21 protein-coding genes and 2 pseudogenes are annotated in these 26,992 nt (G+C 43.2%); 10 read left to right on the forward strand and 13 right to left on the reverse strand.

Annotation, left to right across the window (positions count from 1 at the left end; all coding sequences use genetic code 11):
• Positions 1 to 40 precede the first annotated feature (40 nt).
• Positions 41 to 1,873, forward strand: coding sequence for a DUF294 nucleotidyltransferase-like domain-containing protein (locus AB9H30_RS08230; protein WP_371194260.1), 1,833 nt, complete (start codon positions 41 to 43; stop codon positions 1,871 to 1,873).
• Positions 1,873 to 2,553: an exonuclease domain-containing protein gene (locus tag AB9H30_RS08235; protein ID WP_371194179.1), complete on the forward strand. Its 681-nt coding sequence runs from the start codon at positions 1,873 to 1,875 to the stop codon at positions 2,551 to 2,553. The genes AB9H30_RS08230 and AB9H30_RS08235 overlap by 1 nt, the downstream gene beginning before the upstream one ends.
• A gap of 157 nt (positions 2,554 to 2,710) precedes the next feature.
• Here AB9H30_RS08235 and AB9H30_RS08240 read toward each other — a convergent pair whose 3' ends face one another.
• The 3 genes and pseudogenes from AB9H30_RS08240 to AB9H30_RS08250 form a co-directional block, all read right to left on the reverse strand.
• Entirely contained in the window at positions 2,711 to 4,486 is a 1,776-nt protein-coding gene (locus AB9H30_RS08240) for a DUF4105 domain-containing protein (protein WP_371194180.1), read from the reverse strand.
• 44 nt (positions 4,487 to 4,530) lie between these two features.
• Positions 4,531 to 4,893, reverse strand: coding sequence for an adenosine deaminase (locus AB9H30_RS08245; RefSeq protein WP_371194181.1), 363 nt, complete (start codon positions 4,891 to 4,893; stop codon positions 4,531 to 4,533).
• A 100-nt stretch (positions 4,894 to 4,993) separates the two neighbouring features.
• Positions 4,994 to 5,116: pseudogene (locus AB9H30_RS08250) on the reverse strand (transposase zinc-binding domain-containing protein); the annotation flags it as partial.
• Positions 5,117 to 5,248: 132 nt separating this feature from the next.
• Between AB9H30_RS08250 and AB9H30_RS08255 the strand changes: the two are divergent.
• The 4 genes from AB9H30_RS08255 (at position 5,249) to AB9H30_RS08270 (ending at position 10,858) form a co-directional block, all read left to right on the forward strand.
• The gene (locus AB9H30_RS08255) at positions 5,249 to 6,451 is read left to right on the forward strand and encodes a transglutaminase domain-containing protein (RefSeq protein WP_371194182.1); all 1,203 of its coding nucleotides are present in this window, start codon (positions 5,249 to 5,251) and stop codon (positions 6,449 to 6,451) included.
• Positions 6,452 to 6,717: 266 nt separating this feature from the next.
• Positions 6,718 to 8,142 carry a TonB-dependent receptor gene (locus AB9H30_RS08260; protein ID WP_371194183.1) on the forward strand — a complete coding sequence of 475 codons (1,425 nt, stop codon included), beginning with the start codon at positions 6,718 to 6,720 and terminating at the stop codon, positions 8,140 to 8,142.
• 122 nt (positions 8,143 to 8,264) lie between these two features.
• A complete protein-coding gene (locus AB9H30_RS08265; RefSeq protein ID WP_371194184.1) occupies positions 8,265 to 9,593 on the forward strand; it encodes an amidohydrolase family protein in 1,329 nt (442 codons plus the stop codon).
• Positions 9,590 to 10,858, forward strand: a complete 1,269-nt coding sequence (locus AB9H30_RS08270; protein ID WP_371194185.1) for an amidohydrolase family protein — start codon at positions 9,590 to 9,592, stop codon at positions 10,856 to 10,858. Before AB9H30_RS08265 ends, AB9H30_RS08270 begins: the two co-directional genes overlap by 4 nt.
• A 115-nt stretch (positions 10,859 to 10,973) precedes the next feature.
• Here AB9H30_RS08270 and AB9H30_RS08275 read toward each other — a convergent pair whose 3' ends face one another.
• From AB9H30_RS08275 to udk, 3 genes and pseudogenes are all read right to left on the reverse strand, one after another.
• Positions 10,974 to 11,813, reverse strand: coding sequence for an isopenicillin N synthase family dioxygenase (locus AB9H30_RS08275; protein WP_371194186.1), 840 nt, complete (start codon positions 11,811 to 11,813; stop codon positions 10,974 to 10,976).
• Between the two features lie 75 nt (positions 11,814 to 11,888).
• Positions 11,889 to 13,100 (reverse strand): annotated as a pseudogene (locus AB9H30_RS08280) (NupC/NupG family nucleoside CNT transporter).
• Positions 13,093 to 13,734, reverse strand: a complete 642-nt coding sequence (gene udk / locus AB9H30_RS08285; RefSeq protein ID WP_371194187.1) for a uridine kinase — start codon at positions 13,732 to 13,734, stop codon at positions 13,093 to 13,095. Before udk ends, AB9H30_RS08280 begins: the two are co-directional and overlap by 8 nt.
• A 293-nt stretch (positions 13,735 to 14,027) precedes the next feature.
• On the opposite strand from udk, the gene AB9H30_RS08290 reads away from it, so the two are divergent.
• Positions 14,028 to 17,198: a carboxypeptidase regulatory-like domain-containing protein gene (locus tag AB9H30_RS08290; protein WP_371194188.1), complete on the forward strand. Its 3,171-nt coding sequence runs from the start codon at positions 14,028 to 14,030 to the stop codon at positions 17,196 to 17,198.
• A 214-nt stretch (positions 17,199 to 17,412) separates the two neighbouring features.
• On the opposite strand, the gene nspC is transcribed toward AB9H30_RS08290, so the two are convergent.
• The 4 genes from nspC to AB9H30_RS08310 form a co-directional block, all read right to left on the reverse strand.
• Positions 17,413 to 18,549, reverse strand: coding sequence for a carboxynorspermidine decarboxylase (nspC, locus tag AB9H30_RS08295; protein WP_371194189.1), 1,137 nt, complete (start codon positions 18,547 to 18,549; stop codon positions 17,413 to 17,415).
• An 8-nt stretch (positions 18,550 to 18,557) separates the two neighbouring features.
• On the reverse strand, positions 18,558 to 19,760 hold the full coding sequence (locus tag AB9H30_RS08300) for a saccharopine dehydrogenase family protein (protein WP_371194190.1): 1,203 nt from the start codon (positions 19,758 to 19,760) through the stop codon (positions 18,558 to 18,560).
• A gap of 115 nt (positions 19,761 to 19,875) precedes the next feature.
• The gene (locus AB9H30_RS08305; protein WP_371194191.1) at positions 19,876 to 20,292 is read right to left on the reverse strand and encodes a hypothetical protein; all 417 of its coding nucleotides are present in this window, start codon (positions 20,290 to 20,292) and stop codon (positions 19,876 to 19,878) included.
• An 80-nt stretch (positions 20,293 to 20,372) separates the two neighbouring features.
• Positions 20,373 to 21,296, reverse strand: a complete 924-nt coding sequence (locus AB9H30_RS08310) for a 1-aminocyclopropane-1-carboxylate deaminase/D-cysteine desulfhydrase (RefSeq protein WP_371194192.1) — start codon at positions 21,294 to 21,296, stop codon at positions 20,373 to 20,375.
• Between the two features lie 168 nt (positions 21,297 to 21,464).
• Between AB9H30_RS08310 and AB9H30_RS08315 the strand changes: the two genes are divergently transcribed.
• Together AB9H30_RS08315 and AB9H30_RS08320 are read left to right on the forward strand one after the other, a co-directional pair.
• Positions 21,465 to 21,977: a chalcone isomerase family protein gene (locus AB9H30_RS08315; protein ID WP_371194193.1), complete on the forward strand. Its 513-nt coding sequence runs from the start codon at positions 21,465 to 21,467 to the stop codon at positions 21,975 to 21,977.
• A 183-nt stretch (positions 21,978 to 22,160) separates the two neighbouring features.
• A complete protein-coding gene (locus AB9H30_RS08320) occupies positions 22,161 to 22,676 on the forward strand; it encodes a DUF3833 domain-containing protein (RefSeq protein ID WP_371194261.1) in 516 nt (171 codons plus the stop codon).
• Positions 22,677 to 22,679: 3 nt separating this feature from the next.
• On the opposite strand, the gene AB9H30_RS08325 is transcribed toward AB9H30_RS08320, so the two are convergent.
• Together AB9H30_RS08325 and AB9H30_RS08330 are read right to left on the reverse strand one after the other, a co-directional pair.
• On the reverse strand, positions 22,680 to 24,068 hold the full coding sequence (locus AB9H30_RS08325; protein WP_371194194.1) for an ATP-binding protein: 1,389 nt from the start codon (positions 24,066 to 24,068) through the stop codon (positions 22,680 to 22,682).
• 20 nt (positions 24,069 to 24,088) lie between these two features.
• Entirely contained in the window at positions 24,089 to 24,781 is a 693-nt protein-coding gene (locus AB9H30_RS08330) for a response regulator transcription factor (protein ID WP_371194195.1), read from the reverse strand.
• A 73-nt stretch (positions 24,782 to 24,854) separates the two neighbouring features.
• Between AB9H30_RS08330 and AB9H30_RS08335 the strand changes: the two genes are divergently transcribed.
• Complete coding sequence (locus AB9H30_RS08335) at positions 24,855 to 25,241, forward strand: MAPEG family protein (protein ID WP_371194196.1); 387 nt, start codon at positions 24,855 to 24,857, stop codon at positions 25,239 to 25,241.
• Here AB9H30_RS08335 and aceK read toward each other — a convergent pair.
• Complete coding sequence (aceK, locus tag AB9H30_RS08340) at positions 25,238 to 26,980, reverse strand: bifunctional isocitrate dehydrogenase kinase/phosphatase (protein ID WP_371194197.1); 1,743 nt, start codon at positions 26,978 to 26,980, stop codon at positions 25,238 to 25,240. The two genes, AB9H30_RS08335 and aceK, sit on opposite strands and share 4 nt — an antisense overlap.
• Positions 26,981 to 26,992: the final 12 nt, after the last annotated feature.

Here is a 26,992-nt window from a genome sequence, read left to right on the forward strand (position 1 = left end):
TACTACTTACGTCATAGTGAAGCTAGGTATAGGTATTGGAATGAGCGCAACAGCACAGCAGATTGTCGAGTTTTTGCAGCAAGAAGGACCCTTTGACGAGCTAGACGAGTCGGTTCGTGAGTCTCTTGCGCAGCATAGTCAGTTAATTTACTTGGCCCCAGAGAATCAACAGGAACTGATTGCAAAACATAAGGACTGTTTGTTTGTCATTCAGACGGGCCAGTATGCAGTCAAAGACTGCGATGGTCCTATCAAGCATTTGAGCGATGGCGACTATTTTGGCTATGCACGTTTAATTAATAAAGTTGACTACGCCATACATGTTGATGTCGACAGCCCAGGTATTTTGCTATGTATACCTAAAGACGATTTTTTATTGTGTATGGAAACACCCGCATTTGCGCAGTTTTTTACAGCATCAAAAGACGACTCTTTGCAGAATCAAGCGGTGACTGACTCAAATTCAATGTGGTTATATAAGCCCCTGCATGAGGTGATTCACCATGCACCGGTTATAGTCAGTCCAGGAGATTCAATTCAACTTGCTGCTAAATGCATGAGTGAGCATAAAGTATCTTCAGTCTTAGTGATGGATAATGAAGTCCTAATCGGTATTGCTACCGATCGAGATCTACGTAACCGAGTGGTTGCAGTGGGTCTAAATACACAACTCCCGATAAAGCAAATCATGACCGAATCTCCGGCCTATTTGACCAAAAACAAAACCTTGTTTGATGCTATTTGTACGATGTCACAATACGGCATTAATCATCTGCCCGTGCTCGATGCGATCACTAAAATACCCCTTGGCATGATTACTAACACCGATATTTCAAAGCAGCAGCGCACAAATGTACTGTTTGTTATCAGTGATTTGGCAAATGCTGAAAACATTGACCAGCTTATCTCTAAAGCTTGGCAAATCCCTCAATATTTGGCCTCGTCTGCCAAGCGAGCCGGTGATTTTGATATTGCCGGAAAGGTACTCTCGCAGGCCACGGATATTATGACACGCAAGCTCATTACCTTTTATCAGCAAGAGCATGGTCAAGCGCCTATCAACTACTGTTGGCTTGTTTATGGTTCGCAAGCTCGCGAAGACCAGACCATGGGGTCAGACCAAGATAACGCTTTGCTGTTTGAAAGCGAACCGAATGAACAGCAGCAAGCGTACTTTGAGGGCATGTCAGAATACGTCTGTTTGGGATTAGGTAAATGCGGCATAAAGCTGTGTGATGGCAACATCATGGCGAGTAATCCAACCTTAAGAATGTCAGTTGATGCGGCCTATAAGCAAGCTCAGCGTTGGGTAAGCGCGCCGACCAATCAAGCTATTTTGGATTTTAATATATTTTTGGATGCACGCGCAGCTGCCGGAGACACCAAACTATTTGAACAACTGCAAGGCAAACGTAAGCCACTCTTCAAGCAAGCTTTATTTTTAGCGGCTTTGGCGCGAAGTGCCAATGAGAGTAGCGTGCCTTTATCGATGTTTCAAAAATTTGTTTATGCGAAAAAATCGGAGTTTAAAGACAGCATTGATTTAAAGAAAAGTGCAGTCGCGATTATTAATAACCTGGTGCGTTTGTATGCATTGAGCGCAGGTTTGACTATGCCGGGCACCGTTGCAAGGTTAAAAAACTTAACGGTAGAGTCGGGCCTATCAGACAAGGATCGTAAAAATTTAATCGATATATGGTTATTTATGAACCGTTTACGCTGGCGCCATCAGTTAAGCAATAATGTACAGGACAATTTTGTCAGGATAAGTGACCTTTCTTCTATTGAAAAACATCAGTTAAAAGCCGCATTTCAAGCTATCCATCGCGCCCAGCAATCTGCTGTACTGCAGTTTTCTGGAGGCATTGGCTAATGCTCGACTTTTTAAAGAAAGTCATGCTGGGACAACATCCTATTCGGGAAGAGTTTAAACACCTTCGTTATCCTCAATTACCCTTACTTTCTTTAGACTTGGAGTTAACCGATTTAAACACCGATATTGCAAAGGTGACATCAATTGGATGGTTGACAGGCACAAACTATCAAGTGGATTTGGCTAGTGCTCAATACTCAGTGGTGAGAGCCAAAGGTGATTTAAAGCAAAGCCCAGTGATTCATGGACTAACAGCAAAAGATATTGCCGGAGGTTGCCATGTCAGAGAACAAATTATGCTGCTACAGCATTATGTGGACTCGCATGTTTGGGTGCTACACAACGCAACGCTTGATATGCGGGTTTTAGATAGGCTATGGCAGGCCTTATCGCTGCCCATGGCAACAATAACTACCATCGATACGATGCTGCTTGAGGTATACAACTGTGAAAAAACTCACGGTTTTGTGCCCAGTGGAGCAGTTACCCTTGACAGCGCCCGCAAGCACTATGGATTATCAGCAACCCCCTTACATAATGCTCTAGATGACGCATTGGCCACTCTAACTTTGTTGTTCGCACAACTTTATTCGCTAAATAAACAGGGGCATATGAACCTGTTGGAACTTTCGCATACCCGAGCGATTAAAACATTTACCCTTGGTAAGCCTGTAAAGTAGACGCACGAGTCTGTGATATATTCTTTCCGACACCTTACGTGACGACTGGCAAACATTGAAGGTAATCTTAGTGCTCTAATGCATTTTTATTCAATGATGGCAATAATATATATATGCTACCTTTGCTCTTAGCACAAACGCATTGTTGTCCGAATCCTTAAAATCCATAATGAACATTTAATGACACTTCTTGCACTTGTTTTTTAAGTCCAGAAAATATGCCAACATTTGCAGACACAGACACATTAGAATTTAAAAATGAAATAAGTGATATCTCCGTATCATAGGTCCAGTCTCTATTGTTGAATGCGTTATATCGAGCAATGCCTTTTGTGACTAATTTATAATCCTTATAGTAAACGTAAGCGCCTAACTCTGGCTCAGCCATAATAAAAGCATCTGCTCTGAAGCCACTGGATACTTGGAATAAACTATATATTCCAAAGTTTGTACTAAAGACTTTTGATACGCCGATCCCGCCTCGAACGATGCCACTCAGTTTTCTATCACCGTTTCGCTGATATATCCTATCGACACCAACATAAAAAGCCGATGAAAAACGTCTAAATTCACTATCAAAATCGTTAATCGTTTGCATATTATAGATAGTAAAGTGGTCGATAAGTAAGTCTGAATCGTGTTCGATACGAAATTGCAAGTCACTAAGAATTAGTACGTTTTCACCATAAAAGTTTCTATTGTCGTCGTAGATCGTATTATTTACAGGAAACAATCGGAAAGTAATTGCAGCTTCGCTATCAACATTTTGGTAGGTCAAACCTAAATGCAATTGGCCATCATTTGGTGTATTCAAGGGATTTTTAAAATCACCGACATCGATGAAAGATTCTGCAAGCTCTGGGAAGCGTTCATTCAAGGAATTTATAATATTATTTTGTTTCTCTCTCGGCGCACTTCCCATTGCATTCATAAAATCAAGATATGCTTTTACATAATGAAATTCAAAAGCCTGCTGCTTACCTGAGTCTTTTTCAATCGTAGGGAAAACGTCAGCTTTCAGCTCAGTTACTAATGACTTTTTCCGGCTACTGGGAATCAGTCGACTTAATAATTTAATTCGCCATTCTACCGATGGACGCAGGGAAGCATCTTGAAGCACATCAGCCTCTTTTGCCGCTTTTACAACATCTAGAGGCGTTATCCAATCTCCCGCGCTTGGCATCATTGTAGGCTCCAATACGCCCAGCATAGCTTGCGTAAGAGTAGCGCAATTGTACGTGTGGAAGTAATAAGCTGCTTGAGTCCGTCCAAACTCCCAAATTATATCCCTCAGCAATAATCTATCTTGCTTATCAATGTTAATTGGATACTCATAAACATTTCGCTGCTCTTCGTTAACATAATGAGCAACAAAAGGAGCATAAGGTGCAATTTGAAATATTCCTGCTTTGCCAGTAACTAGGCTCTGCCACATTATTTTAGGGACATTTAGTCCTTCTAATTCAGTAAAAAAGGTAATTCCATGTTGCACCTCTAAACCATCTTTATTAACGCCGTCGGCACGCAGCATTACATGCCCCATCATTGAACTTGCCTGGGTTACATTTTCAGAGGTATAAATTAAGTAGACCGAGTCTACTGGGAAATTATCTAAAAAAGATTGGTACTCTTGGCATTCGGCTGTATGCAATACACTAAGACCAATGTCTAGAGCAGCGGCTATTAATCTTGCTCGAGCTGGGTATCGACAGCTTGTTGGATGCTTGCTTAACAATAGTTGGTAAGTCAGGACGACTTCTTCGTAAGGTGATGCTGCCTGACTTAGATATAAGTCAGTATTGGTATTGATAGGTTTGCCGCTTTTTAACTGCAATAACCTGTGCCATTTATCTGAAGCTGCGAGTTCACGCAGTGAGGCGTCTATATCAACAGGTAAGCCTTTCGCTGGTGAGCAAAAAAACAGTAAAAACAAAAGGGAAACGTAAAACGTTTCCCTTGTCAGTATCCTTTGCAACCTTAATTACAACTGATACTTACTGAGTCCTGATATTTCCACATTTTCTCAGAGCCATAATCGGTAGAAGACCCAAATACGCCACCTGAAAGAAGATTCACAAAAAATACAGGCTCAATTTCTTTGTTCAAAGCTGTCTCAGAAGTACATGCATCAGATTCTGCAACAATGATTTTATTTTTATTTTCTTTCTTAACCTGAACAATACCAGGTACTGTCGATGATACACCATCAATAGTTACCTGAGTTTCCTGACCATTTGAAGTTGATATATTAATAGCGTGGGTTTCTTCAGTTAAGATTGTTGCACAACCAGAGCTTAAAAATACTGCGGCAAATATAGTTCCTAGTGCTGCTTTTTTCATTATGTTTCCTTTTCTTAAATGTTACTCCATTTGGTAACGAAAAGAGAATAAACTATGCTTTAGTATTTTTGAAGCATCACTTTGGAATATTATTAATTTAGACCAACAAAGCTGTACTTCTGGCACCACAACTGGGGCAAAACCTGCGTCGCTTGCAGCTAAACGCGACTAGCTTTTCAAGTTGGCAGTCGCCGTATACCACGCGTAAAAATCCGTGCTCAAGTAATTCGTCGATTTTTATCAAACATTATTAAGGTCATACAAGTAAACGCACTGATAGTAAAACTAGCGTACATTGCTAAGCGCAAAGCAAAGGACTATGCTTACGATTATTGGACGTTGTTTCGGGTGTTCTATGACTTTCAGATTATCTTACCGCTCACTGCTTACAAGTATCGCGCTTGTTTTGATAACGGGTTGCCAATCTGCAGGGGTGTTTGAAGGTCAACATACATTAGTTGATAGTGAAGCGGCGTTGCATGACCACGTTTTTCCAGCGGCGGATAGTTTTTTGATAGAGAGTCCGCAAAGCCTGTTCACACTTAGCGACGAAGCAAAAGAGTTCGTGAATAAAGCCACCAGCGGCAAAGATTCAGAAGAAAAACAAGTTCAATCTCTTATGCGCGATATCTTTAACCGTTCTGAGTTTGATCTCTTGTATCAAGCCGATGCCAATACCGATGCCAACACCACATTTGAGAACCGCGCAGCCAACTGTTTGTCGCTGACGATCATGACCTATGCTATGGCCAGTCATGCCGGATTTAACGCCCGTTTTCAACAAATAGACATACCAGAATTTTGGACTCGTCGCAGCGGCTTCGCTTTGCTTAACGGGCATATCAATTTGCGGATTGTACCCCAATATACGGTAAGTTCTTTTAGCCTTTTTCGGCGTAATCTAATCATCGACTTTGATCCGCAAGAGGGCGCGTACAAATTTAACGCAAATGAAATAGACAAACAGCGGATAGTTGCCATGTTTTATAATAACAAGGCCGCAGAACTTATACTTAAAGGTCAGTTAAATCACGCTTATGCCTATTTGCGGGCTAGCTTGAGGATTGACCCTCAGTACGAGGGCGCCATGTTAAACCTAGGTTTAGTTTATCGGCAGGTTGGCGAAATGGCCTTCGCGGAGCAAGCTTATTTAGCGGCGATTACCGTTAATGAAAATTACCTGACTGCTTGGGAGAACTTGGCTGCACTGTATGAGAAAACGCAAAGGGTCGAGCAAGCGCAGCAAATCCATGCAAGCATACAAAAGCAAAGAGTCAACAATCCTTACTATCACTTAATGCTAGCCGAGGAGGCGCTTGAAAATGAAGCGTTCAAGCAGAGCATTAGACATTTTAAAGATGCAATTGAGATTGATGACAGCCCACATCAATTCTATTTTGGCTTGGCTAAAGCGTACTTAAACTTGGGTGACTTAGACAGCACTGAGGATTACTTGCGATTAGCGAAACGTAAAGCGGGTAAGGCGCGGATCTCAGATGACTATGGTGAGAAAATGTCGATGCTCGCTAGGCTTCAACGCGAAAAGAACCCAAGTTGATAGCAATATTATGAAGGGCCTTTGCTGCTTAGGCTAAAATTCATTTCTCTTAATTTTTCGCCTTGAAATTGGCTGTCACTAATATCCTTGCTTAAGTATCTGAATGTACATTGATTTTCAGTGTTTGATACGATAACTTAAATTTAAATTTAATTGCTAAGCGCCGATAAGATAGCTATGTAACGGTGTATTTATCAATACAATAATATTCATGACAATTTCAAAGTAAGGCTATATAGCTGCTTTGACAGTACTCAGGAGCCCCAATGGAACACAGAAACGTCAGCTCTCGCTCAACTTCGCAAAAAGCACTTCGGTTAAATCTCGATGATAAAAAATACGGCACGATCGTTGAGATTGGTGCGGGTCAAGAAGTGGCAAGACAATTCTTTTTAGCGGGTGCTGCTGCTGGAACTATCGCAAAAACCATGTCGGCATATGACATGAAGTTTTCGGATGCGATATATGGGGTACAAAGCGATGGCCGTTACGTCAGCAAAGCGCGCGTAAAAGCCATGATGCAACAAGAGTTAGATTTAGTATTAGAACGCGTGAGTGAAGGTCGTTCTAAAGCTTCACGGTATTTTGCTTATGCAGCGACGGTGGCCGCAAAAAGTTTCAATCGTCAAAATGAATGCCATGCATGGTGCGGCATTCGCATTCAAATGTACCCTGGGGCAGAGCCCTCAAATATAAAAGTGCATGTACGTATGCATGATGACAACGCAGAAGCACAACAGCAAGCTCTTGGTGTATTAGGTGTTAACCTGATTTATGCGGCGTATTATTATTTTGAAAATCCGAAAATGATTATCGATTCGCTCACCGACAGCATTAAGCACGGTCGCTTAGAAATAGACTCAATTGAATTTGTAGGGCCATATTTTGAAGATATAGACAATCGAGCGATTAATCTTCATCTGATCAGAAGCTGGAAAACCAGAGCGATCATGTTCAAGCCTGATGGCAGTATTAGCGTACCGGCAGAAATGTTGTACAAAAAGAATGTAATCACCATTCGTGGTTCGTTTCGGCCAGTCACAAATTTGAATCTTGATATGATTGAGCAAGGTAAAAAGGCGTTTTTCAATCAGGCCGGTGTGAATGAAAAAAACACCGTTGTTATTGCTGAAATTTCACTGAATGATGCAAAGGGTAATGACAACCATGTGCCTGAAGAAGACCTAGTCCAACGTGTGCAGTTGCTTAATGCACTCGGATACAATGTGATGATTTCGGATTACACGCGGTATTTTTCATTACGCGCCTACTTTCGCCAATATACCAAAATGGAAATCGGCATTGTTGTTGGCATGATAAACCTTAAGCAAATTTTTGATGAAGACTCCTACCGGGGTGTTGAAGGCGGTATTTTGGAGGGCTTTGGCAAGCTGTTTCCGGACAATACTCGCATGTTTATTTATCCCGAAATTAACGCGGATGGCGAACTTCGCGATTTCACCAATCTGAAAGTTCAGGAGCATCTAAGGTTTTTGTATCGACATCTGCTTGAAAATGACTTTTTGACAGGTCTAGAAACCAGCGATATAAATCTTTTTAATATTTACTCTCGAGACGTGCTGAAAAAACTCAAATCTGGGCAAGGAGACTGGGAAAGTGCGGTGCCAAAATTGGTATCAGAACAAATCATTGAACATGGTTTGTTTGGATTCAAAAAGAAGCGCAATTAAGAACAATCGCTAACAATATCTATTTTTTAATTGCGCTTCTAAGTCTGCAATGTGTTTGATTTATAAAGTCGAATCTGTCATCTTTCGTTAGAGCTTTTTATAACTTTATAGTTGAGACATTCATGCGGTTTAAAATCTTATCTAGTCTACTTTGCGCAGCGGTAGTTGGGCTTGGAGTAGGCGAAAGTCATGCCTCCACCCAAGCATTCGTTGGCGCTACCATTATTCCCATTGATACAGCGCAAATAGAAAATGGTGTTTTAGTTGTTGAAGACGGCAAAATTCGAGCTGTGGGTGCACGTGGCGACGTGCGAATTCCTAGAGGTGCAGAAATCATCGAGCTGTCGGCTGAGCAATTTATCATGCCCGGTATTGTTGATACTCACAGCCACATTGGCGAAGTTACCGGTGCCGATCGATCTCATCCCATTCAGCCTGAGACCCGTGCTTACGATGCTATTAATATTCGCAGCTCTGGTTTTAAGCGAGCGCTTGCTGGAGGCATCACCTCGGCTAACATAATGCCCGGCTCGGGGCATTTGATCAGCGGTCAAACCGTGTATTTGAAGCTTCGTGAGGGTAACGATATTGACGCGCTGGTATACCGAAATCAAGACGGCTCTGTAGCCGGTGGTTTAAAAATGGCTAACGGTACGAATGCATTGCGCGATGCCCCTTTTCCTGGCACTCGCGCAAAATCTGCTGCGTTGGTGCGCGCGCAGTACATAAAGGCGCAGGAGTATGCACAAAAGCTAGAAACTGCAGATGAAGACAAGCAGCCTGCAAGAGACTTAGCTATGGAAGCCCTTGTAAAAGTGATGAGTGGCGAAAGGATTGTACATTTTCACAGTCATCGGCACGACGATATGCTGACCGCAATCCGATTGCGTGATGAATTTGGTTTTCGTATGGTGCTGCATCATACCTCTGAAGCCTGGCGCATAGCCGAAGAGATTGCTGCCGCGGATGTGCCGGTTTCAATGATTCTGCTCGACAGCCCCGGTGGCAAGCTTGAAACTATGAAATTAGAAGGTAAAAACGCACCGGCGCTAGAGCAAGCGGGCGCAAAAGTTGCGTTTCATACCGATGATGGCGTGACTGACTCACGTTACTTTTTACGCATGGCCGCCATGGGTATTCGGGCCGGTATGAGCAGAGATGCCGCTCTGTTAGGGTTGACGCAGTCAGCCGCAGATATGCTAGATATTGGTGACCGCACGGGATCTCTCACGCGTGGTAAAGATGCAGATTTTGTGATCCTATCGGGTGACCCTTTCAGCGTTTATACGCGGGTCCAACAAACTTGGGTTGAGGGTAAAATACGCTTTGATATCAACAACCCTGAAGACCGCCTAATTGCCGAAGGAGGCTTTAATGCCCTCAGTGATGATGACGGGGCAGGCCACGCACATCACTTCGAAGACGATGCGGTACATGGAGCAGGACAATGAACAAAATTAAATCAAGAGCATCGAGAATCGCCCGCTATTCGTTCTACATAACTAAATCTAGCTCAGTGCTGTGTCTGTTGGCCGCCATGCTTTTGCCCTCTGTGCTTATGGCTCAAGACTTAGCGGTCAAGGCAGAACGACTCTATACAGGTACCGGTGAGGTTATTGAAAACGGCGTGGTAATTATCAGTGACGGTAAAATCCTCAAAGTAGGTCGTTCTGAGGCCCTTAGCATTGATGCTGGCATAGAAGTCATAGAGGTGGCGGTTGCCACCCCTGGTTTAATCGATGCCCGTTCGGTGGTTGGTTTATCTGGGGCAATGAATCAGCGTCACGATCAAGATCAACTTGAACGTTCTGCAGCGATTCAGCCAGAACTTCGCGCCATCGATGCCTATAATCCAAGGGAGCTTTTAGTTGAGTGGTTGCGCGAGCATGGCGTGACAACCGTGCACACCGGTCATGGTCCGGGCGAAGTGGTTTCTGGGCAGACATTGATTGCTAAAACGTGGGGCACTACAGTGGAGCAAGCGGTGATTGACCCGAGTTTTGCGTTATCGGCTACCTTAGGTCCCGCAGCGACTCGTCATGACCGCAAGACACCGGGCAACCGCAGTAAAGCGGTCGCGATGTTGCGCACTGAATTGCAAAAGGCCAGAGAGTATCAGGCTAAACTCGACAGTGATGCAGATCAGCCCAGAGATTTAGGACTCGAGGCCCTAGCCGCGGTTTTAAACCAAGAGATGCCCTTAATCATCGAAGTACATCGCCATCATGACATCATGACAGCCCTTCGTTTGGCCGAGGAATTTGAGTTTACGCTTATTTTAGCTGGAGCAAGTGAAGCCTATTTACTTATAGATGAAATATTAGCTGCGAAAGTGTCGGTGATTATACATCCGACTATGCTCAGAGCGCGCGGTGGTAGTGATGTTCAGCATTTTTCGTTTACCACTGCAGCAAAGCTCGTTGAGGCTGGCATACCGGTGGCTTTGCAGTCTGGTTTTGAAGCTTATGTACCCAAAACTCGCGTGGTATTGTTTGAAGCAGCGATGACGCTTGCCCACGGTTTAAGCTTTGATCAAGCACTGAATTTGATCACGATGGCACCCGCTAAAATGCTCGGCATCGATGATAGAGTGGGTAGTTTAGAGCCTGGCAAAGATGCCGATATTGCGATGTTTGATGGCGACCCATTTGAATACACCACTAAGGTGGTGGGCACGATTATCAATGGTGAACGAGTCAGCAGTACTCTGCGCTAAACCTAATCATTGATAAACCTATCAATCCATAAAAGCGCTGCAGAGTATTTGCTGCAGCGCTCAATCTCACAAAGCACTAAGGCAATTTGAATATAGGCGTTAAAGCAAGATTCGTCTACACAACACCGAGTTCACGAAGTCGTTCTTTTAGATAACTATCAGCTGTATAATTATCAGATAGTACGACATCGGGTCTTGGGTGCAAAAATAGCGGCAGCGAAATGCGTGCCTTGCTAGTGTCGGTGCCTTCAGGGTTGACTACTCGGTGAGTAGTAGACGGAAAGTAATGACCCGATGCTTCTTGGAGCATATCTCCAATATTCACAATTAGATTGCCAAAGTCACAGGGTACGTCAAGCCAACTGCCGTCTTTAGCTTTAACCTGCAGACCGGGCTCATTAGCCGACGGTAATATTGTGATCAAATTAATATCTTCATGCGCGGCAGCGCGAATTGCGTCAGGCTCTTCGTCACCTTTAAGGGGCGGATAATGCAAGATACGCAGCAGCGTTTGCTCAGAATCCTTAATCATGTTCGATAGAGGCTCTCGATAATGGCGACTGACATCTTCGGGGGACTGTTCTTCAATCCAGTTTAATAGTTCTCGAGCCAAGTCAGATGTACTTTCGTAGTAGCTATGGATCTCGTTTTTCAACTCTGCTGGGCATTTCCCCCAAGGGTAATAATGATAATACTCTTTTATGTCTTTTTTCTTAAAGCCTTTGGCAATTTCAGATACGCTAGTGGGGAAAAAACCATCTTGAGTATTTTTGTCGTATAGATACGTCTTTTTGTCTTGCCCATTGAAGAAGTCTTCCCAATGCTTGTAAATATCACTTACCCGCTGCTTGGGAATAGGGTGGTTCTTGAGCACACCAAATCCTGTTTGACGCAGAGATTCCACAAAGTCTTTTGCAGCGGTGGGGGATTGGTAGTCAACAGCTTCTAAAATCATAATAGGGTTCCGAACGTGTTTATTAATATTAAGCTTGCGTGAAAGGTCATCTTTAGCAGGCTTTGCTGTCATTTTCTATGTAAGTGATAAGAAAATACCGGCTAATGCCGCACTCATTAAATTAGCTAAGGTAGCCGCTAAGACTGCTTTTAGACCCAGGCGAGCGATATCTTGACGACGATTGGGGGCAATGGCTCCTAAGCCGCCCATCAATATTGCAATGGAGCTTAAATTCGCAAATCCACAAAGTGCAAAAGTAACGATTGCTTGGGTGTGCGGTGAGAGCTCATCGATGTAAGTAATAAAGTTTGAGTAAGCAACGAATTCATTTACGACGACTTTTTGGCCAATAAAACTTCCAGCAAGCTGCGCTTCATCTCACGGCACACCAATTAGCCAAGCGATAGGTTGAAATACCAAGCCAAGAATATATTCGATAGTCAGGTTTTCGACACCTGCATATCCGCCCAAAGCACCTAAGATACCGTTTAACATTGCAATTAACGCAATAAACGCCAAAAGCATCGCACCTACATTTACGGCTAATCTCATGCCAGACGAGGCGCCGCTGGCTGCTGCATCGAGCACATTGGCGTAGCTTTCGTTATCAGATTTCACATCTTTTAAAGTTTGATTAGGAGTTTCGGTTTCAGGTTCAATCAGCTTTGCCATCAGCAAGCCGCCGGGTGCAGCCATGAAACTGGCGGCTAACAGGTATTTTAATTCAATGCCCAGTCCCGCATAGCCGGCCATGATAGAACCCGCAATTGAAGCTAAGCCACCTACCATTACTGCGAACAACTCAGAGCGAGTCATTTGCGGCAGGAATGGTTTTATAATAAGCGGGGCTTCTGTCTGCCCAACAAATATGTTGGCCGCAGCCGACATCGATTCAGGGCGACTAGTCTGTAGTAATTTGCGCAAGGCGCCGCCGATGATACGAATAATAAATCCCATCACGCCTAAGTGATAAAGCACGGCAATAAGTGAAGAGAAAAAGATAATAACGGGCAGTACATTAAACGCAAATATAAAACCCAGAGACATATTCCCCATTGGACCAAATAAAAACTCAATGCCTTGTGCAGAATAACCGATGATGTTGCCAACAAAATCGGTTAAACCCAATAAAAAACTAATGCCGACGTCGGAGTAGAGAATAAACGCGCCAATTGACACTTGCAAAAAGAAAGCACCGCCGACAGTACGCCAGTTGATACGACTGCGGGCCTTGCTAAATAAAATCGCTACGCCAAGTAAAAACAGTACTCCTAAAATACTAACCATTGTCTGGTATTCCTTTTTCTGTTTTGTATAAGTAAGCGCTAACGACATCTACCGCTAAAAAGTTTTCACCACCTTTCGGAATAATTAAATCTGCGAAGGTTTTAGATGGCTCGATAAACTTATGATACATGGGTTTAACGGTATTTTCATACTGTGTGGCGACCGATACCATCGAACGTCCGCGCTCTTGAGTGTCTCTGAGCATTCGCCGCATCAGGCAGACATCTAGCGCAGTATCAACAAAAACCTTGATATCAAAGTGGTCAAACAGCTGAATTTGGGTTAACAGCATAATCCCTTCAATGATAATAATCGGCGCAGAGGCAATTTGTTCTGATTCCTGTAAACGGGTATGAGTTTTGTAGCAGTAGGTGGGATACTCAATGGTGTGGCCGTCTCGCAGCAACAGCAGATGCTGTCCGAGTAAATCGTGTTCGAAGGCGTCAGGGTGATCATAGTTAGTATCAGCTCGACGTTCCAATGCGATATGGTCTTGAGATTTGTAGTAGTGGTCTTCTTGCAAAACCAAAACATTCTGACCATTTTGTTCTAATTTTAGGGCGAGATTTTGCGTAAACAAAGACTTGCCTGAGCCAGATGCGCCAGAAATAGCGATAATTGTGGGTTTCTTCATACGTGCTGATAACCGTCGAAATTTGCGCAACTTTACAACGTGCGCCACCTTCATTCAATGAAAACTCTCTTTTTAATAGTCACTTGCAGAATTTGGCTTAAATAAGAAGCGATGCCAGTATTGTGTTGAAGAAAAAAAACTCAAAAAAATACTGAACTTTTTGATATCAAACATTCGCGAATGTTGTAGAATGTAATGAAAGTGTCATGTTCAAAGCGGACAATGCGCACGTTGAAAATCATACATAGAAATGATTCACCAAATCTTATATAAAAACACATAGGGAAAAAGCAATGTTTGCAAAGACTAAACTCAGTAAAGTTGCAGTTGCAGTCGCATTAACCGTCGGTCTTTCGACCGCAGCAATGGCGCAAGAAACATCTTCGACCATTCGCGGTAATATCCAGACCGAATCTGGACAGACTGTCACTGGCGCAAAAATTACTGTTATTGACACCCGTACGAATTCTGTACGTGAATTTACTTCTTCAGACACGGGCTCGTTTACCATTCGTGGTTTGCGTATCGGTGGTCCATACACTGTAATCGTTGAAGATGAGCTTGGCTCACGCACCGTTGAAGGTGTATTTGCTAACTTAGGTGAAGACGCCAACTTATCAATCAGTCTGATTGAATCAAGCGACATCGAACGTATTACCGTCACCGGTTCTGCGAGCGGTCTTATTACTGAATCTTTAGGCCCAAGCGCAAACTTTGGCTTTGACGACTTACAATATCAACCGTCTATTGACCGTGATATTAAAGACGTTTTACAAACTGACCCGCGTATTTCAATTGACGTTACAAACTCTAACGCCATTCAGTGCGCTGGCGCAAACAACCGTTCAAACAGCCTAACGGTTGACGGTGTTCAACAAAACGATAACTTTGGTTTGAACAACAACGGTTACCCAACTGAAGGCTTACCCTTCCCGTTCGACGCGATTGACCAAGTTGATGTTCAGCTTGCACCATTTGACGTAACTTACGGTGGCTTTACTGGTTGTAACATAAACGCTGTGTTCCGCTCAGGTACTAATGACATATACGGTTCAGTGTTCGTCGATTATACCGATGACTCTATGCAAGGCGATGAAACATCAGAAGGTAAGTTTGATATTCCTGCATTTGATGAAACTCGTTACGGCTTCACAATTGGTGCTCCGTTAATTAAAGATACCCTATTTATCTTTGCTGCGTACGAAAAGCATAACCCAATTGAAATTTTTGAACGTGGTCCAGAAGGTGCGGGTTTTGCGCAGCCTATTGGTGGTTTGACAACAGGCGTGCTTGATAGAGTTCGCTCAATTGCAAATGATGTTTACGGTTACCAGGTTGGTAATACTGTAAACTCGGCTGATGAAACTGACGAAAAACTGTTAATCAAACTAGATTGGCAAATTAACGACGACCATCGTGCCGCCTTTACGTATCAAGACACACAAAGTGCGTCTGCAAGTTCAACGGGCTTGAGCAGTGGTTCATATGCATTCGATGACCGTTATTACGAGCGTGCGAATGACTTAACGTCTTATGCACTATCTGTTTATTCTGATTGGTCTAGCGACTTCTTTACTGAATTCCGTTTAGCAAAAACTGAAATAAACAATGGTCAGGTCCCGGGTACTACCAATCCTAGCTTTGGTGATATTCGCATTAATGATGCAGTTCCAGGTGTTGATATCCTGTTGGGTGCTGATGAATTTCGTCAAGCAAACATATTAAACTATGACACCACTAACCTTAAAATCGCGGGAACCTATCTTGTAGGTGATCACGAAATTACGGCCGGTGTAGAATATCAAAACGTTGCTGTATTCAACTTGTTCGTCCCAGGTAGCCAAGGTGTATTCCAGTTTGATGGGTTAGATGATTTTGAAAATCAGCTTGCTAGCGAAATCCGTTATGCAATTCCTGCTTCACTGAATCCTGATGATGGCGCTGCTGAGTTTGAATTCCGTCAAACGACTTTGTATGTTCAAGACCGTTACATGCTTACCGATGACTTAACCTTAACTTATGGTTTGCGTTATGACATGTGGGATGCAGATAGAGATCCTATCGCTAACGCTAATTTCCAACAGCGTTATGGCTTTACTAACGCAATTGGTCCAGACTTCGATTTACTTCAACCACGGGTTGGTTTTAACTACGTAGTTGACGAAGCAACGTTTGTATACGGTGGTTTCGGCTTGTTCTCTGGCGGTAACCCAAATGTATGGTTGTCAAACAACTACTCTAACAATGGGGTTAGCATTCTTAGTTCTGAAGTAGAGCGTGGCGATAATAATTCTGCTGCCGCAATTGCTGCACTTGATGGCTCGAACACCACTAATTTTGGTTCAGAAGTTCCACAATTTTTGGTAGACGAATTAAGTGGTGGTGACGGCGCAGTAAATGCACTTTCTCCTGACTTTGAAATCCCAGCTATTTTAAAGTTGAACTTGGGTGTTCAACGTGAATTTGGTGATGGTTACCTAGTAGGTTTGGACCTCATCCATTCTCGTCAGCGTAACTCAATTAAAGCGATTCCATTGAATACGGTTCAAGTAGGTACTGCTCCAGACGGCCGTCCAGTTTATCAAGACGTTGATTTGCTTGACCAAGACTGTCGCACATCTCCTACTTCAGACGACTGTAGTGGCAGAGCGGGTACCGATTACCTACTAACGAATGCTGATGCAGACGGCGAGAGCACAGTGTTCTCTACGTTTGTTCGTAAACGTTGGGACAATGGTCTGAATGTAAACGCCGGTTATGCTTACATGGATGCGCAAGAAGGCAGCCCGATGAACAGCTCTACCGTGTCTTCTAACTTTGGTAACTTATCGGTAAGTGATTTGAACGAACCTGGAATCGCAACTAGTAACTATGAAGTTAAACATCGCTTCACACTGAACGTTGGTTATTCTAAAGAGTTCTTCGAAGATTACGATACTCGTTTCAACTTGTTCTGGGTACGTCAACAAGGTCGTCCTTATAGCTACAACTTCGACAATGACCCCGGCTTCGGTGATGAGCGTGGCTTTGAAGATCGTAACTTGCTTTATGTACCGCTTGAAAACGATCCATTAGTTGAGTATGCAGCTAATTTTGACTTAGCAGCATTTAATGAATTTATCGAAACTAACGGTCTTACTCGTGGCGCAATTTTGCCACGTAACAGCCAAAACAGCTCTTGGTGGGGTCGTGTTGACCTTCGTGTATCTCAGGAAATTCCTGGCTTTATGCAGAATCACAGAGGTGAAGTTTACTTCGCAGTACGTAACCTAGGTAACTTGCTGAACAAAGACTGGGGTAACTACCGTCAGGTTAACTTTGAGCACAACAACCCAGTATTGGATGCGACTATTCAAGAGAATGGTACTTACCTTTACACCAACTGGGACGGTGATCGCGGTCAAGATTTGAACGTGAATGCATCTACTTGGTCAATGCGTGTTGGTATTAAATATACTTTCTAATCACTAGATTAGAAGCGTGCTAGTCACGTGTAATGCAACCATGAAAACCCGTCTGCTTTTGTAGGCGGGTTTTTTATTGATTAAATGTAAAGTGTCGATGAAATATTTACTTAGCAGTGTTCATCAATATAGATCCTTAGCTGGAATTTTTTGCACTTTTAAAAGTCATAAAAAACCCCGCTAAAGCGGGGCGTTTTATGGAAGTTAGCAATACTTAAGATAGACGACCTTTGAAGTCCTCATAATTAAACTCTCTTACTATCTCAAAATCGCCATTTTTGCGGAGTATGCCAATAGCTGGATGCTGCACGCCATTAAAGAACGAGGTCTTTACCATTGTGTAATGCAGCATGTCCTCAAATATCAAACGTGTTCCAGCCTCAAGGGGTTTATCAAAGCTATACTGCTCAATTACGTCGCCTGCTAGACACGAATTACCACCAAATTTGTAAGTATGCGCTTTTTCGCCAGGAAGTCCCGCATCGGAAATTACAGGGCGGTAAGGCATTTCTAGTACATCGGGCATGTGCGCTGTCGCTGAGATGTCTAAAATAGCAATTTTTTCTTCATTTTCGACAATATCGACAACTTCACAGACTAAGGGACCGCACTGCCATGCAACCGCCGAGCCTGGCTCCAGCACAATATGCAAATTGGGGTATTTAGCTTTGAAATTTTGTAAGGTTAATATCAAATGCTCAACATCGTAGCCTTTTTTGGTCATTAGATGACCGCCGCCTAAATTTAACCATTTTAGCTGAGGTAAATATTGCCCAAATTTCGCCTCAATAGCCTCCAGAGTGCGCATTGCTGCGAAAGAGTCACACTCACATAGGTTATGGCAGTGAAAGCCTTCTATGTCGCTTAAATCGACGTTTTCAATATCGTTCGCCAATATTCCCAATCGAGAGCCGGGTGCACAAGGGTCATAAAGCGGCGTGTCGGCTTCTTGGTTCTCTGGATTGATACGAAGTCCGGGAGAAACACCTGAGGCTAAAACTTGTGATTTAAACTTGTTCCACTGAGAAAGACTGTTAAACGATATATGGTTAACAAGGCCCACAAGCGCATCGACGTCTTTGGGTTTATAAGCCGGTGAGAACACATGTACATCACCACCCATTTCTTCGCGCGCTAGACGTGCTTCCCAAACACCGCTAGAAGTGGCCCCTTTGAGATACTGCTTTATCATTCCAAAGGTAGACCACATCGAAAATCCTTTGAGCGCTAAAATTATTTCAACACCAGCCTCTTGCTGAACTCGCTGCATGAGCAGTAAATTTTGCTCAAGCTGAGCTTCATCACATACATAGCAAGGTGAGGGGATATCTGCGCGGGCATATTTATTCATCGTGCACTCTATCGTTTAAACGGGCTTGAATCGCATTCAATTACCTGCCACGGCAAACCGTGTTGATTAAGCATTGTCATGAAGGGGTCGGGATCAAATTGCTCCATATTCCATACGCCCGGTTTATGCCAAGTCTTGTTTAGCATCAGTGCTGCACCAATCATGGCTGGAACACCTGTGGTGTATGAAACGGCTTGAGCGCCGACTTCTTCAAAACATTTACCATGTTCGCAGTTGTTGTAGATGAAGATGGTTTTTTCTTTGCCATCTTTAATACCGGTGATGTATGTACCAATACAGGTCATGCCTGTGTAGCCGTCTGCTAGAGAGCCAGGATTCGGCAATACCGCTTTCAAAAATTCAAGCGGCACAATTTGCTGCCCCTGAAAATCAATGGGTGCAATACTGGTCATTCCGATGCCTTCTAATACTCGCAAGTGAGTTAGATAGGCATCGCCAAAGGTCATCCAAAATCTCGCGCGCTTCAAAGTAGGAAAATGCTTAACTAACGATTCAAGCTCTTCATGAAACATCAGATAAGACGCTCTAACACCAATATTTTGATAGTCTAAATCTTCACGCACGCTCAGTGGATCGGTTTCTTTCCACTCGCCGTTTTCCCAAAAACGTCCGCGCTGAGTGATTTCACGTATATTAATTTCAGGGTTAAAGTTGGTCGCAAATGCCTGACCATGGTCGCCGCCATTGCAATCGACAATATCTAAGTAATGAATCTCATCAAAATAATGCTTTGCTGCATAAGCGGTGTAAACGTTAGTTACGCCAGGATCAAAACCACTTCCTAAGAGTGCCATAATCCCTGCGTCTTGAAATTTTTGCTGATAAGCCCACTGCCAAGAATACTCAAATTTGGCTTCGTCTTTGGGCTCATAATTAGCAGTATCTAAATAATCTGTCTGCGTGGCAAGACAGGCATCCATGATGGGCAGATCTTGATACGGTAGTGCTAAATTAACCACAAGATCGGGTTTGACTTGTTTGATGAGCGCTTCTACATCTTCGGCTTTATCAGCGTCCACAGTAAATACGCCTTTAACACGATCTGATCCTACTTCTTCCTGTAGCGCTGCACATTTTGATAAGGTACGGCTTGCAAGATAAATTTCGTCAAAAAGCTCAGGCAAGCGAGCACATTTTTTAACGGTCACAGAAGAGACGCCGCCGGCGCCGATGATTAATACACGAGACATAATAATTCCCTTAAAAAAATTTGGCGGATAATAACAGTGTGATGCACAATCTCAAACGATTCAATGCTCAATTCATAAATAATATTATTTGGCGAGGCCGGAGCTCAGCGGCATGCTAGTCGGCGAAGTCACAAGTAAAGGGAACACCAAGTTTGATGGTGTTTAATTCGCAGATATAAGGATACAGTGTCACGGTGTTCTTGCCATTAGAGTCAGTGATGTTAAACACGATGGCATCAGCATCTGGACCTTCAAGTGTTTCAATGGTCGCTGCATACACCAGCACTGAAATGGCAACATCGGCTAATAAGCGTTGGTCGCGAAGCTGTCGCTGCAAGTCTTCAATCAGACCGCCGTGGGCATGTTCACCAAGATTATTTGTAAAAACGCAGCGGAGCGCATTGTCGACAGATACAACGGCAAAGGGGTATAGGGTATTCGATCTGGCAAGCATGACCTCACATAAATCCAACGCAGAATATATTAAGGCCGCGTAAGGAATGTTTTGTTTCAAAATCATGTTTGGTTTCAAATCAAATTCCATAAAGTTAATGAGGTTAATTAGATAACGGCTGACACCTATAAAAAGTTCAGTAAAAATTAGTATTCACCTTACCTATCTCCTTGCAGGCCACCAGTATGCAAAATCAATATTCGCGGGAACTCACTCAACTTATTTTTTATCATGAGCTGTCTGAGGGCGAAAAAGCTTTTTGTATTATAAATGCAATCAAGATCAAAGCCGTGCTCATGTAAAAACTGTTCTTTAAACTCCTTGTGAGCCATCGTCATTTTTGCATAGCCGCCGCCATGGAAATCCGCGTCGTGTGCAATCGACCAGTTTGTGTAGTCTAGCGCTGTCTGTTTTTTATGAGGTGCCAGTAGATCATCTAATATGCCTTCTAAATAACCTTCGCCCTTTAGTACCGCGATGCCCAATACTTTGCTAGGCAAACCTCGTTCAGCAATGCACTTTATAAGACCTGCCATCGTGCCACCGCTTGCAACAGGCAGCACGATTAAATCAAAGGGCTGTGTTTGCTCAGCACAGACTTCATCGATTATGTCGGCCACGCCTTCAAGACTTCTGGCGTCAGAGCCTCCTTCCGGGATCAGTAAGTCGATTTTCTGTGATGTTTTTAAATGCGCTTGATATGAGATGTCATGCCGCTGCTGATATTCCACTCGACTTACAAATGCTAGCGATGCTCCCCACGCTTTTAAATCTATTAGCATGGGAGTCAGGGGGCTGTTTGGATGCGCCCTAATCACTGCGGTAAACGGGATGTTCATTGTTTTACAGCAAAAGCCCAGGGCATGTAAATGGTTGGAGTAGGCACCACCGAAGCTAGCGATGTGTTTAACTTGGGATGTCCGCGCTTGTTCCAATATCGGCCTTAGCTTTCGCCATTTATTTCCGCTTATGATTGGATGCAGCAGGTCATCGCGCTTGCACCATACCTCCTTATGAGGTGCAATTTCTATCTGGTGTAGAGGAGAAGGCGTTCGTATTTTTAAAAGTTCGGGTAATGTCATACGAGCGCTCAAAGTACAGATATTTATGCCGATATAATATCTACAAAGGTCGGCAATGTAATGGTGTTTTTGATGTTTTAAGTAAGCCATGAATATGCATTACGAATTCTTAATGATCTAAACACCCTAGTGTGTGCGTTAATAGTGCATGTTCTTAAGGAAGTAATTATGCAAATTTTATATGGTTTGTTTTTAATAAAAGCGCTGATGTTTAGCACAAGCGCTGTGGCGGTATCAACGTATATAGAAAATCCTAAACCTGTCGGTGAAGCACGCTTAGAGGTAATGTTTTGGGATATTTATGACGCCAAACTTATCGCCGCGGACGGTAATTTTCATCCTCAAAAGCCATTTGCGCTATCGTTGACCTATCTACGCGAATTTGAAGGCAAAAATATCGCTAGTCGCAGTATCGATGAGATGCGTGATCAGGGAATGCGCGATGAAGTGAAACTCGCCAAGTGGTTCGAAAAGATGCAGCAGGTGTTTCCCAACGTCGATGAAGGACAAACACTTACCGGCGTTGTAGACGACAAACAGCACAGTCATTTTTACTTCAACGATAGCAAAGTAGGAACCATTGAGGACCCGGAATTCACCCAATGGTTTTTTAACATTTGGTTGTCAGAAAACACCTCACAGCCAAAAATGCGAGAAAAGTTGTTAGGCGTCAGTAACTAGTCTAGTACCTGTACACAAGTAGCTAAAAGCTTTTATCCACTGTTGTGGGTAAAGGCTTTTTAAGTAAATGAAATCCATTTTCTGAATTGCTGTTTTTCAACATATATCAGCGATAACCATCATTACCTGGAGGTAACTACCGTGGAAAAGTCTTCTTATCTAAACAAATTTAGAACCTTTGTCGTGTTTTCTTCCATCTTCATCCTCGCCGGTTGCTCTGTTTCAATTGACGGCGAAAGCTATAAAAATGTATCACCAACATTTGAGTTAGAAACGTTTTTTGATGGAAAGGTAAAAGCGTGGGGAATAGTACAAGACCGCTCAGGTGATGTAGTGCAGCGTTTCATTGTCGATATTGACGGATACAAAGAAGATGGCAAGCTTATTTTAGATGAAACCTTTGAATACGGTGTTGGCGATGGTCCACTTAAACGAGTTTGGACACTAACGAAAAATGCAGACGGCACTTATACTGGAGTCGCCGGCGATATTGCTGGGCCAGCCACTGGCCGTTCTTTTGGCAATGCCTTTAGTTTTGCCTATGAAATGGACCTAGAAGTCGATAACACCACTTATCGGGTTAATTTTGACGATTGGTTTTTTGCGTTTAATGACGACACGATGATGAATCGTTCATACATTAAAAAGTTTGGGATTGTTATGGCAGAAGTCACAATTTTTATGCAAAAACAGCCCTAGCGGTTAATTTACAGGAAGCGTGATTATGGTGCTGAGGCCAGATTTAGCGCCTGCTATTTTGGTTCTCGCAAACTTAATATTCCCTTGATGAAGGCTCACAATAGCAGCCACTAAAGACAGACCTAAGCCGTTACCGCTTGCAGTGCGGCTCTTATCTTCCCGATAAAAGCGCTGGGTAAGTTTATCGATTACTGCTTCATTCACGCCAACCCCGTTGTCATTTACAACAAACGAATATTCATTTTTAGTAATATCGTGGGTCAACGCCACCTCAATCTTGCCATGTTCAAAAGTAAATTTAACTGCATTGTCGAGCACGTTTGCGAAGGCTTGAAAAATCAGATTCTTATCGCAGTTAAGACTAAGGTTTGGTGCAAGCGCTATGTGTAAATTAATCGACTTGTCTTCTATTAAAGGCTGATATAAATCTATGACATCTGCTACCACGTCGCTCAAGTTTTCGTTAGCAAAGCCCGCTCTTTTGCCACTGGTCTCTATGTCAGTAATGCGCAGTAATGAATTGAATATGGCTAAAAGATTGTCGCATTCTGCGATTAAGGTATGTTTATCTTCATGGTCGAGCCTTTCAATGTGGGATTTCAAGCGTGTAAGCGGGGTTCGAAGATCATGGGCGATACTGTCTGATACACTCTGAATGTTATTGACCGACTGCTGAATTTTATCGAGCATTTGATTCAGTGCGAGACTGAGCTTACTTAAATCGTCCCAACTGCTCTCTACATATAATCTATCGCTTAAATTTCCGGTGGAAATGATTTCATCTGCAGTGTCAGAAATCAGGTTGATGCGGCTGACTACATAGTAGGCTACGACAATACTTAAAATGGAAATGATGCAGACAATAATAATAAGTACGTAAGATGAAGTTTGCGCCAGCCATAGTGCAAACTCAATGTCCTTAACGCTGCGCGCGACCATCAGAGTGTCTTTATTGCTAAATTCAACAATCATTGCCATTGCTGTTTCTTTTTGACCGCGCATGCGAGCTTTGTCTTGATTTGTGCGCAGGTCGGCTTTGATCTCAAGCAAGCCGTTCTTTATAGAGACAACATTCGATTCTGGCCACTTGGCCAAGTTACCAGCAATAAAGCTGTCTTCTCCATCTTTTAAGTAATATAAAAAGTCGTTATTAATATTACTTACTCGATTATTCAGCGCTTTTACCACTGCGGGTCGACCTGCTGCATTGTACAGACTTCGAAATCCACCTATATCAGCTAAGATAGCGGCTTCAGTTTCTCGCACTAACAGGTCGTCGCTGGCGACGGTTAGCACGTAGGTATTGAAGGTAACGCCAATCAGTAAAAGGGTGGTGAAGATAAAGCTGACAATAAAGCTGGAGCTTTTGGTGTAGGCTTGAATGGCTCGCATTTACTTAAGCTTCGTCCTTGTTAGTTTCGGCTACTAATTTTATATCCAGCCCCTCGAATGGTTTCAATCATCGGATAGGCAAAGCCTTTATCAATTTTATTTCGCAGTCGACTAATATGAACGTCTATCACATTGGTTTGCGGATCGAAATTATACTCCCACACCTTTTCAAGCAGCATTGTTCGAGTAACAATTTTATCTTCGTTTAGCATTAGGTACTCAAGCAGCTTGAACTCCTTAGACTGTAAGTCTATTTCTTGACCGTCTCGAAGCACTCTGCGGTTTATCAAATCAAGCTTCAAATCGCCTAATGTCAGTTCGGTATTGCTCGAGCTTGAGCTGGCTGCTCGGCTGGCTAAAATTTCCACCCGTGCTAGCAACTCTTCGAAGGCAAAAGGCTTAGTCAGATAATCGTCGGCTCCAGCGCGCAGGCCGGTGACTTTATCTTCAACTTTATTTTTAGCGCTTAGGAATAGGGTGGGCGTTGCAATATTGGCTTCGCGCAGTTTTTGTAAAACTTCTAAGCCATCCATCTTCGGCAGCATGCGATCGAGGATGATGACGTCATAAATTCCAAGTTTGTCTGCGTCTAGCGCCAACTTCAGACCAGTTTCGCCATCATTGGCTGTCTCGCAAACATGCCCTGCTTGCACGAGTCCTTGCGAAATAAACTGCGCTACGGTGGGTTCGTCTTCTACAATGAGTATTTTCATAGTCTTAAGATAGCTGATAACCTAGTGAATGTGTTAATAAAGATACTCTTTTAATAACTAAAAGGAACATTAAGTGTTTGTCATTATCATTTGTATGGCAGTGGTTGTGTTTATGCCGCTTTTAGCGAAAGTGCCATTGGCACTGATGATGAACCGTGAAGGTAAATACGATAATCGTCACCCTCGGTCACAACAGAACCGCTTGGAAGGTTTGGGCGCAAGAGCAAAAGCTGCTCAGGAAAACTCCTTTGAAGCGATATGTTTTTTTGCGCCAACGGTGCTTCTGGTGCTTGCTCTAGATGCGCATACGGTTTATACCGTGCAGTTATGTATTGCCTTTGTTGGCTTACGTCTGGTCTATTTGTTGTGCTACTGGTGTGATTGGCATCTTGCTCGCAGCATTGTTTGGGTGGCCGCAATGGGAACCCTTGTTGCACATTACGTCATGCTGTTGAGTTAGCTAGCCGCGGATGCTTGCCGAAAACGTATATGCTCTGGATAGGGCGTAAAATTTTGAATAATTCCTTGCGCCGCAACTTTTTGTAGTTCTTTCCAATATTGAGGCGTCATTAGATCACCATGGTATTCTTTTAGCAGGTCCTTGAGGTGTTTTTTACCCAAGATAAAATGCTCAAACTGTTCTGGAAAAACGTCGCTGGGCCCCACAGAAAGGGTATCTAATGCATAGGGGTCATCTGATTTAGGCAATTCTCGAAAGGTCCGTTCGTTCATGTAGCAAATTTCGTCATAGTCATAAAAAATGACTCGTCCTGTTTTAGTGATCCCAAAATTCTTGTGCAGCATATCTCCGGGGAAAATATTAGCCAGAGCGATTTGTTTGATGCACAGGCCCAAATCTTTAACGGCATCTTTAATTTTGTCCTGATCGGTTTCATCTCGTAAATATAGATTTAACGGTGTCATTTTGCGTTCGATATACATATGTTTTATACATATATAATCGTCTTGGATACTTACCGAACTGGCACAGGTTTCAAGTAAATGTTCTAGTAGGGTTTCGTCAAATCGCGCTTTGGGAAATAGAAAGTTTACGTACTCATGAGTATCGGCCATGCGGCCCACTCTGTCTGTCATCTTAACCAATCGATAGCAGTCTTTGACATGCTCCCGCGTGATCTTTTTACTCTCGGCAAACTCATCCCTAATTAATTTAAATACCACGCCATAAGACGGCAAATGAAACACCGCCATCACTAAGCCTTTGATCCCTGGCGCGAGTTCAAATTTGTCTGTGCTAGCTTCAAGGTGTTCTAAATAGTTACGAAAGAAAACCGTCTTGCCATGCTTATAAAAGCCAAGTGATGTGTACAGCTCAAAGTTCTTTTTATGGGGTAAGAGCTCTTGCAGAAAAGCTACTACTTCGGCAGGGTGTTGGGTTTCAGCCATAAAATATGAGCGTGCAAAGCCAAATATTACGCTCATGTGAGGCCTTTCAGTGAGTAAGGCATCGACTATTAAGGTGTTGCTATCGCTCATGTGTAGCGCAATCACAAATGGCAGTGTTTCGCCAGGCATGCAAATGCGTCCGACAAGGTAGGCAGCCTTCCCCCTGTAAAATACAGACTTCAGCATTTCTATAGTCTGCACGGAACTGAGCTGCTGCTGATTCAGCCTTTGGCGCAGGGCCGCATCAAGATTGCTGATATCTAATTCAAAATTATCAAAGTTAACTTTAAATCGATACACATCAAAGATGGCTTCAAACATAGCGCGGACTGTGCCGGTGGTATCAAAGCTGTTCACTACTTTATATCGGTCGGGACCTGGCAAGTGGCAGCGGCTGGGTAAAACATACATCATCTGGTTGTCGAACTTCACGTGTCGGTATATGCGACCTATCACAGAGTTGTAAAAGGTTTCAGCTAGCTCAAATTGTGGGTGGTCTTTTAGCAAATTAGTGTACTGCGTTTTGGTGCTCCACCAAAAGCTGTCAGGGAGCGTTTCAGGATGAATATTTTGATATATTTCAGTGACTATCTCTGTAAGGCTTTGATGGTAGATAGTGATACGATCTTTAATCGCCTGCGCAGAAGCAGCCCATTCGGATTTCTCAAAACGTTCTTGTGCGCCTGCTGTGATTCGGCTGTAACGCCGATAAGAGCGGTCAAAGCCGCTCATAATCTGATAGGCGAGCATTTTTGCTTGCTGATGTTTGTCAAGGCTGTGCTGGTTTCGCATGGGCGACTGTAT

The organism is Glaciecola sp. SC05 (assembly GCF_041380235.1).
Classification (GTDB): Bacteria; Pseudomonadota; Gammaproteobacteria; order Enterobacterales; family Alteromonadaceae; genus Glaciecola.

Bases quoted from the DNA above. Each gene is read 5' to 3' on its own strand.
- AB9H30_RS08230 (WP_371194260.1), top strand. From the start codon at position 41: ATGAGCGCAACAGCACAGCAGATTGTCGAGTTTTTGCAGCAAGAAGGA.
- AB9H30_RS08235 (WP_371194179.1), top strand. From the start codon at position 1,873: ATGCTCGACTTTTTAAAGAAAGTCATGCTGGGACAACATCCTATTCGG.
- AB9H30_RS08245 (WP_371194181.1), bottom strand. From the start codon at position 4,893: ATGAAAAAAGCAGCACTAGGAACTATATTTGCCGCAGTATTTTTAAGC.
- AB9H30_RS08255 (WP_371194182.1), top strand. From the start codon at position 5,249: ATGACTTTCAGATTATCTTACCGCTCACTGCTTACAAGTATCGCGCTT.
- AB9H30_RS08260 (WP_371194183.1), top strand. From the start codon at position 6,718: ATGGAACACAGAAACGTCAGCTCTCGCTCAACTTCGCAAAAAGCACTT.
- AB9H30_RS08265 (WP_371194184.1), top strand. From the start codon at position 8,265: ATGCGGTTTAAAATCTTATCTAGTCTACTTTGCGCAGCGGTAGTTGGG.
- AB9H30_RS08270 (WP_371194185.1), top strand. From the start codon at position 9,590: ATGAACAAAATTAAATCAAGAGCATCGAGAATCGCCCGCTATTCGTTC.
- AB9H30_RS08275 (WP_371194186.1), bottom strand. From the start codon at position 11,813: ATGATTTTAGAAGCTGTTGACTACCAATCCCCCACCGCTGCAAAAGAC.
- udk (WP_371194187.1), bottom strand. From the start codon at position 13,734: ATGAAGAAACCCACAATTATCGCTATTTCTGGCGCATCTGGCTCAGGC.
- AB9H30_RS08290 (WP_371194188.1), top strand. From the start codon at position 14,028: ATGTTTGCAAAGACTAAACTCAGTAAAGTTGCAGTTGCAGTCGCATTA.
- nspC (WP_371194189.1), bottom strand. From the start codon at position 18,549: ATGAATAAATATGCCCGCGCAGATATCCCCTCACCTTGCTATGTATGT.
- AB9H30_RS08300 (WP_371194190.1), bottom strand. From the start codon at position 19,760: ATGTCTCGTGTATTAATCATCGGCGCCGGCGGCGTCTCTTCTGTGACC.
- AB9H30_RS08310 (WP_371194192.1), bottom strand. From the start codon at position 21,296: ATGACATTACCCGAACTTTTAAAAATACGAACGCCTTCTCCTCTACAC.
- AB9H30_RS08315 (WP_371194193.1), top strand. From the start codon at position 21,465: ATGCAAATTTTATATGGTTTGTTTTTAATAAAAGCGCTGATGTTTAGC.
- AB9H30_RS08325 (WP_371194194.1), bottom strand. From the start codon at position 24,068: ATGCGAGCCATTCAAGCCTACACCAAAAGCTCCAGCTTTATTGTCAGC.
- AB9H30_RS08330 (WP_371194195.1), bottom strand. From the start codon at position 24,781: ATGAAAATACTCATTGTAGAAGACGAACCCACCGTAGCGCAGTTTATT.
- aceK (WP_371194197.1), bottom strand. From the start codon at position 26,980: ATGCGAAACCAGCACAGCCTTGACAAACATCAGCAAGCAAAAATGCTC.